Source organism: Stenotrophomonas sp. 05L44_2 (assembly GCF_056665995.1).
The window spans coordinates 1-6764 of record NZ_JBFTNR010000244.1 but is presented as its reverse complement, the minus strand read 5'-3'; the positions used below and the strand labels follow the sequence as shown (position 1 = coordinate 6764).

Annotated in this window: 7 protein-coding genes and 1 other RNA gene; 3 read left to right on the top strand and 5 right to left on the bottom strand. The window is 68.4% G+C overall.

Annotation, left to right across the window (positions count from 1 at the left end; translation table 11 throughout):
* The 3 genes from AC1VAN_RS10320 to AC1VAN_RS10310 form a co-directional block, all read right to left on the bottom strand.
* The coding region (locus AC1VAN_RS10320) for a metal-dependent hydrolase (RefSeq protein WP_333622213.1) at positions 1 to 642 on the bottom strand (642 nt) is incomplete at its 3' end.
* 110 nt (positions 643 to 752) lie between these two features.
* Positions 753 to 1121, bottom strand: coding sequence for a YraN family protein (locus AC1VAN_RS10315; protein ID WP_442252223.1), 369 nt, complete (start codon positions 1119 to 1121; stop codon positions 753 to 755).
* A complete protein-coding gene (locus AC1VAN_RS10310) occupies positions 1111 to 2832 on the bottom strand; it encodes a penicillin-binding protein activator (RefSeq protein WP_442252224.1) in 1722 nt (573 codons plus the stop codon). Before AC1VAN_RS10310 ends, AC1VAN_RS10315 begins: the two co-directional genes overlap by 11 nt.
* Positions 2833 to 2913: 81 nt before the next feature.
* Between AC1VAN_RS10310 and rsmI the strand changes: the two genes are divergently transcribed.
* The 3 genes from rsmI to rnpB all read left to right on the top strand — a co-directional run bounded on the left by rsmI (position 2914) and on the right by rnpB (position 5079).
* Positions 2914 to 3732, top strand: coding sequence for a 16S rRNA (cytidine(1402)-2'-O)-methyltransferase (rsmI, locus tag AC1VAN_RS10305; protein WP_025876607.1), 819 nt, complete (start codon positions 2914 to 2916; stop codon positions 3730 to 3732).
* A gap of 126 nt (positions 3733 to 3858) precedes the next feature.
* Complete coding sequence (locus AC1VAN_RS10300) at positions 3859 to 4623, top strand: PDZ domain-containing protein (protein ID WP_282280490.1); 765 nt, start codon at positions 3859 to 3861, stop codon at positions 4621 to 4623.
* Positions 4624 to 4742: 119 nt separating this feature from the next.
* Positions 4743 to 5079: RNase P RNA component class A (gene rnpB / locus AC1VAN_RS10295), an RNA gene on the top strand.
* Positions 5080 to 5127: 48 nt separating this feature from the next.
* Here rnpB and AC1VAN_RS10290 read toward each other — a convergent pair.
* Both AC1VAN_RS10290 and AC1VAN_RS10285 read right to left on the bottom strand, forming a co-directional pair.
* Positions 5128 to 5607 (bottom strand): DM13 domain-containing protein, encoded by a 480-nt coding sequence (locus tag AC1VAN_RS10290; protein ID WP_032974905.1) that lies wholly within the window; start codon positions 5605 to 5607, stop codon positions 5128 to 5130.
* Between the two features lie 270 nt (positions 5608 to 5877).
* Entirely contained in the window at positions 5878 to 6666 is a 789-nt protein-coding gene (locus tag AC1VAN_RS10285) for an NRDE family protein (RefSeq protein ID WP_282280491.1), read from the bottom strand.
* Positions 6667 to 6764: the final 98 nt, after the last annotated feature.

The following is a 6764-nucleotide window of genomic DNA, read 5'->3' as shown; positions in this document are numbered from 1 at the left end:
TGACAGATCTCGTGGGGCAGCGGGGGCGGGGTGAATCAGTTTCCAGGCGATGACAGCGCCGGCCAGCGGCAGCCACACCCAGCGCAGTTCCGACAGCAGGGTGGCCAGGCCGCGCGCGCTGAAGAACTGCGGCGCGAACGGCGACACGCGGATCGGCCGCCAGGGCGCGAAGAAGCGGTGTTCGCTCCAGGGCCAGGCCAACGCAACGCCAAGGCCGCCGGAGGTCAACGCATCCAGCAGCGGATGGCTGGCGGCGCAGACGAACACGAACACCGCCGCTTGTACGGTAGATGCCAACCTTGGCTTTGCCGTGGTAGGTGCCAACCTTGGTTGGCACAGCACCGCCAACCAAGGTTGGCGACTACCGGAGCTGAGCGGCGCCGACCCAGGTCGGCGGCTACCAAAGAACGCCAACACCGCCGCCAACGCCGCCAGCACGCAGGCGAACAGCAACGAGTGGCTGGCCCCCCGATGGCCGAACGCATCGGCGTAGGGAATGTGCAGGGCAAACGCGAGTACATCGGCGTCGGGCAGCATCGCCGCGATCACGCCGGCGCCCAGCAGGCGCGGCGGAATGCGGCCGCGATCAGCAGCGCACCACAACGCCAGTGGCACCGCCGCGTGGGTGATGATCGAAGGCATCAGTCACGCACCGTGGTAGTGCCGGCCAGGCTGCGCTCTGGTAGGTGCCAACCTTGGTTGGCACAGAAGCGCCGACCAAGGTCGGCCTCTACCAGAGCGGACGGTACCCATCAGCAATCATCCAACCGGAACGCATCGCGCAGCCAGTGCAGCTGCGGTGGTTCGCCCGTGGCTTCAACCACGTCGAAGCGGCAGGGCGCATCGGCCACGGCGGGGTGTTCCTGCAGGTACAGCTGCGCAGCGTGGATCAGGCGCCGGCATTTGCGCGGATCGACCGAGGCCGCGCCGCCACCGAAGTCCTGTCGTGCGCGGTAGCGCACTTCCACGAACACCACGGTGCCGGCGTCATCCATCATCAGGTCCAGTTCACCGCCGCGATAACGCACGTTGCGTGCGCGCGGCCGCAACCCGGCCTGCTGCAGATGCTGCTCGGCGGCGGCTTCCACCGCCGAGCCACGTTGCAGGTGCTCAGCGACCACCGGCGATCGGCATCGGCCGGCCACCGCTGAAGGTCGACCATGCCGGCTGGCGCAGGATGTTGCCGTTGCTGTCCAGGTACAGCGTGCCGGTGGCGCCGTCCAGGCCGCCTTCGGTGGCCAGCTTGTCCAGGTAGGCGCTGATCTTCCACGCATCGGCGCCGAAGGCGAACAGGCGGCTGGCGGCGCCGCGCGCGCTGGGCAGGGTCTGCGTGACCTGGGCAGCGGACGGCACGCCGGACACGCTGCGCACGTTCCAGGCTTCGTTCGGGTAGATGATGCCGTCCAGCGCCACGTCTTCTTCGACCTTGCCACTTCCGGTGGTCAGCTGCGAGGTACCCACGCGGGTGGCACCACCGGCACCGGCCAGCGCCAGCTGCGGGGCCAGCAGGCGGGCCTGCGGTGCACGTACGGCCAGGAACACAGCATCGACCGCGCCAGCGTTGCGCACCTGCGCGCTGACATCCCCCACGGTTTCGCTGATCGCGATGGTGGTGGCGACGCTGCCGCCGCGCTGGGCAAAGCGCTGGGCGAAGGCGGCTGCGGCGCGACGGCCGGTGTCGTCGCTGCTGTTGATCACCAGCGCCTTGCTGCGCTCGCGGCCACGCATGTATTCGGCGGCGACGATGCCGTCGTCCTCCGGTGCCAGCGAGAAACCGGCGCTGCCGGCGGGCGGTGCATCCTTGCCGCGGTTCAGGCCGAGGACCGGTACCGGCAGCTGCTGGCGGCCGTACACGGCATCCACCTCGTCGCGGCCGAGCGGGCCCACCACGAAGTCGGCGCCGGACGCCACGGCCTTGTCATACGCGGCCAGCGCACCGGCCGGGGTACCGGCGGTGTCGAAGAAGTTGACCTCCGGACGACGGCGGGTTTCACCGTAGTAGGCGCTGAGCAGGCCATCGCGCACCGGCTGTGCGGCAGTGGCCAGGCGACCACTGAGCGGCAGCAGCACGGCCAGCTTGGCCGGCGGGCGGTAGCCATCGCTCATCGCCGGCGGGCGCTTGCTGGTGTCGAACTGGGCGGCGCCATCGCGATCGAACGGGCGCGGCAGCGGCAGGCCACGGGCGATCAGTGCACGGCCTGCAAAGTTGTACAGCGGGTCATTGGCCGGCAAGGCGGCGGCGCGGCTGCGCAGGGTGGCATCGTCGAGGGTGCCGAGCAGGCCGGAGATGGCGGCCTGGTTCTCGCTGCGCGCGGTGCCGGTCAGGCCGGCATGCGCACGGGCGCGTTCGGTGGCGGCGCCAAAGGCATCGCCGGTGGCCTGCAGGGCACTGGCGCGGGCCAGCGACCAGCGCGTGCGCAGGCTTGGGTGCACGTTGTCGGCATGATCCTTCAGCAGGGCCAGTGCCTGCGCCGGCTGCTTGTCTGCCAGCGCCAGCTCGGCGCTGGCCAGCTGGTAACGCTGCAGGCTGGCGCCGGTCAGCTGGCGGGCGGTCACCTGGCCCAGCAGGCTGCGCGCGCGTGCGCTGTCGCCGGCCAGGTGCCAGGCCCAGGCCGCATCGGCCAGTGCGTTGCTGCGGGCACCGCCACGCAGGGTCGCGGCCAGCGCTTCCAGTTGCAGGGCGGCGTCGCGCGGCTTGCCTTGTTCAATCAGCGCCAGCGCCTGGCTCTGGGCCGGCGATTCGGGCGTGCTGACGAGGCTGGTGGTGGCGCAACCGGCCAGCAGCATCAACGACAGCGACAGGGCAGAGATGCGTGCGGCGGGCTTGTTCATGATCGGGTCCATGCGATGAGGGCAGCGGCCTTGGCCAGGTACACGCTAGGATTCTACCCTTGCCCCGTGAGTACCGCTGAAATGAGTGTCCCAACCCTGTATGTCGTCGCCACGCCGATCGGCAACCTGGCCGATCTGAGCCCGCGCGCGCAGGAGGTATTGCGTTCGGTGGCGGCCATCTGCGCCGAGGACACCCGCCGCAGTGGCCAGCTGCTGTCCCATTTCGGCATCCAGCAGCCGCTGGTGGCCCTGCACGAACACAACGAAGAGGCCCTGGCCCAGCGCCTGGTGGCGCGGCTGCAGGCGGGCGAGTCGCTGGCGCTGGTCAGCGATGCAGGCACCCCGCTGGTCAGCGATCCGGGCTTCCGGCTGGTGCGTGCCGCGCGTGCTGCCGGCATCAAGGTCAGCCCGATTCCCGGCGCCTGCGCGGCCATCGCTGCGCTGAGCGTGGCCGGCCTGCCCAGCGACCGCTTCAGTTTCGAGGGATTCCTGCCGGCCAAGGCCAGCGGCCGCCGCGATCGCCTGCAGGGGCTGGCCGGCGAAGTGCGCACGATGGTGTTCTACGAATCCTCGCACCGCATCACCGAGTCGTTGGCCGACATGGCGGCGATCTTTGGCGGCGAGCGCCCGGCCGTGCTCGCGCGCGAGCTGACCAAGCTGTTCGAGACCGTGCTGGATGGCGACCTGGCCGGGCTGCTGGCGCAGGTGGAAGCCGATGACAACCAGCGCAAGGGCGAGTTCGTGGTGATGGTGCAGGGCGCTGGCGACGATGCCGAGGCGCAGCTGGCACATGGCCGGCACGTCTACGCCAAGCTGAGCGAGCACCTGCCACCGTCGACCGCGGCCAAGCTGGCGGCCGAGTTGACCGGCGCACCGCGCAAGGCGTTGTACGGCAGTTGAGTGGGTGAAGGAGATCCACGCCATGCGTGGATGAAAACAGCCCGGAATGCAGTAGATCCACGCCATGCGTGGATGAAGTGGCCCTGGACAAGGATGAGGACGATGTCGGCAAAAGGACTTTCACTGGTGTTGGCTCTGGTCGTTTCCGCCCACGCGTGGGCGGGCGAGGAGATCGACCCATCGGATCTGGGGCGTGGCTTCACCGGCTATGAGCTGTTCGATCCTGGCCTGGTGCAGTTGCGGCAGGGCCCGTATGTGGAAGGCAACCACGCGATCGTCATCTACACCGCCGCACGGGAAGCCGTGGACCTGGCCGAGGGCTGCCCGCAGGTGGACCCCGCTGCGCGCGAAGCGATCGAGCAGGCCTACCAGCAGATGGCGGCCAGCCAGCACCGGTATGTAAGTGCGCGCCAGTGGACGCGGCTGCGCGAGGCGCTGCACGGCAGCTACAAGCAGCCGCCGCTGCGTGGCGTGCTGGAATGTGGCGCGTTTGCCATGCAGGCCCCGCATTTCGATGAACGTATGGCGGGGCGCCTGCTCGCCCACACCGAGATGTCGCGCTCGGCCAACGGTGCCGTCGATGATCGCGCCGACGCGTTGCGGCCCGTGCTGGGGTTGGGGATGGCGGGAGGGACGTTGGTCAATCACGTGCTCAACGGCAGCAACGCCGAGCGGGCCGGCCTGAAGGCAAATGACGAGGTGCTGTCGGTGCAGGGCACCGCCGTGGCGACGACCTACGGCATCGAACAGGTCCTTCGCGCGTACGCGCCCGGTGATCGCATCCAGCTGAAGGTGCGCCGCACGGTGCTGGATCTGGCAACCGGGGCCTCGTCGCAGGAGCTGGATATCGGGCTGGTGCTCCAATCGCGGGCGGCGCTGCTGGCGCGTTGAACCTGCAGGTGCGGTGCGCAGCCACGCGTGTCGTGGCTCTACTGCTGGGGCAGATGAACCGCACGCCGCAATCAAACCGGCAGGGCGGGCCCGCGTACGCTAGAATGCGCGCGGCGGAGTCGGCCAGACAGTCGCGTCATCCCTTCGGGGGTGCCGAGGAAAGTCCGGGCTCCATAGGGCAAGGTGCCAGGTAACGCCTGGGCGGCGCAAGCCGACGGAAAGTGCAACAGAAAGATACCGCCTACGTCTTCTTCGGAAGGCCGGTAAGGGTGAAATGGTGCGGTAAGAGCGCACCGCGAGTCTGGCAACAGACCGGTACGGCAAACCCCACCTGGAGCAAGACCAAATAGGGATCCATTGGCGCGGCCCGCGTTGGATCCGGGTAGGTTGCTTGAGCGTTGCGGCGACGTAACGCCTAGAGGAATGACTGTCCACGACAGAACCCGGCCCGAAGATCCAGAAGTTGCCGGCCAGCGGCCGGCACTACCGGGACAATGACCGGGCTCAACCCGGCGTGCGGTACTGCCCGGCGGAAATGAACTGCGAGAAGCGCTCGCACCACACCACCACGGTGGTGAACTGGTCCACGTCCACATTGGCCGGCACGTCCACCAGGAAGCGGTTGAAGGTCTTGACCTCACCGACGCGCTGGGCCTTGTCCTTGATCTTCAGAAAGTCCGCTTTGTTGTCGACGAAGTCCTGGACCAGGTAGACCTTGTAGTCAGGACCCGGGCCCATCTTGCCGTTGAAGGCGACCTGGCGCGCGCTGACGCTGACCTTGCCTTCGGCCCAATGCACCGCGTCACTGCCTTTGAGGTCGCGACGGAAGGTGGTGTGGTAAGTGGCGTCGGCCATCGCCGCCTGCACCTGCGCGAGCGGCGGGTCATCGGGAGCGATCAGGATGGGCAGCAAATACACGCCCAGGCCGAAGCCAAGGCCGAGGGTGAGCAGGTGGGTGGCGAGCAGGATGAGGATGCGGCGCACGGGGCCTCCTTATGGGTGTGGATCGCGCGGCATGGCGCCGGGCAGGGCTACCTTGGGAGGCTGAGGGCGACATTTATAGACACAGTGCCGAAGGCGAAAAGGGCACAGCGGAGTGCCTGTGACGCTGAAGCCCTTGTGGCAGAAGCGGGTATTGGTCGCGCCCGGAAGCTGAATGACGCATTTGACCTGTCCCGTCGACGGCCCATTTGATGGAAAACACGACACGCCGGGCGCCAGAGTGCCGGCCAGCGGCCGGCACTACCGTTCCAGTCAGAAAATGACGTGACCCTGTCCGCTGGGTACGCCCTGCGGACCAAAGCGGCGCTCGTGGATTTCGCCGTGGCCGTTGCCATCAATCAGCAGCACGGTGCTGGCGCGGGTGCCGTAATCGTCACCACGGATGAAAGCGGGGCTGAGCCAGCGTTCGCGTTCCAGGCCGATGCCGGTATCGGGCAGGTCGCTGTCGACCGGGCGATGTTCATCGGCCAGGGCATCCCACAGTGGGGTCAGGTCCGGGGTCAGCGCCCTTTCCCGTTGGGAAAGGGATCCGACCCCGTCTTGCTCCAGCCACGCCAACAGCGCATCCATCAGCCGCCGGGTCTTCGGCCAGGGCGCATCAAGCGCGCCGTTGGACATGCCGTGCACACCCGGGCCAAGCGTCTGCCGCTCGGCCGGGTGGTTGCCCAGATACTCCAGGCTGTGGCCATCGGCCAGCAGCAGGTTGAACGGGGCATAGGCAGTGGAGATCCCGGCCAGGCGTTCTATATGCATACCCGCCGGATCGCGGCCACGCAGGTAGTCGGCCACCAGGGCGCCACGCGATGGCCCGGTCTGGGAAGCCTGCGGATCGCGGACGTTGGTCACCACCGCCATCCGGCCGCCGGCACCCACCCCGGCCCAGCCGCCGCCCGAGCGCAGGTCGCGTCCGCCGATGACCGACGTCTCATCCTGCCAGGGGGCCAGGGCCGCGGTCGGGCGGGCGTGGAACTCATCACGGTTGCCGGCCATCACCAGCCGCCAGCGCGGGTGGTGCAACCAGCCAATAGCAAGCAGGCACATGGCGCCATTGTGCCCGGTTTGCGCAGTCCGACGTCGCTTTCGGCCCGTTCCGGATGAATGCGCAGCCCGTGTTTCACGCGCCCTCCACACCCCTGAAC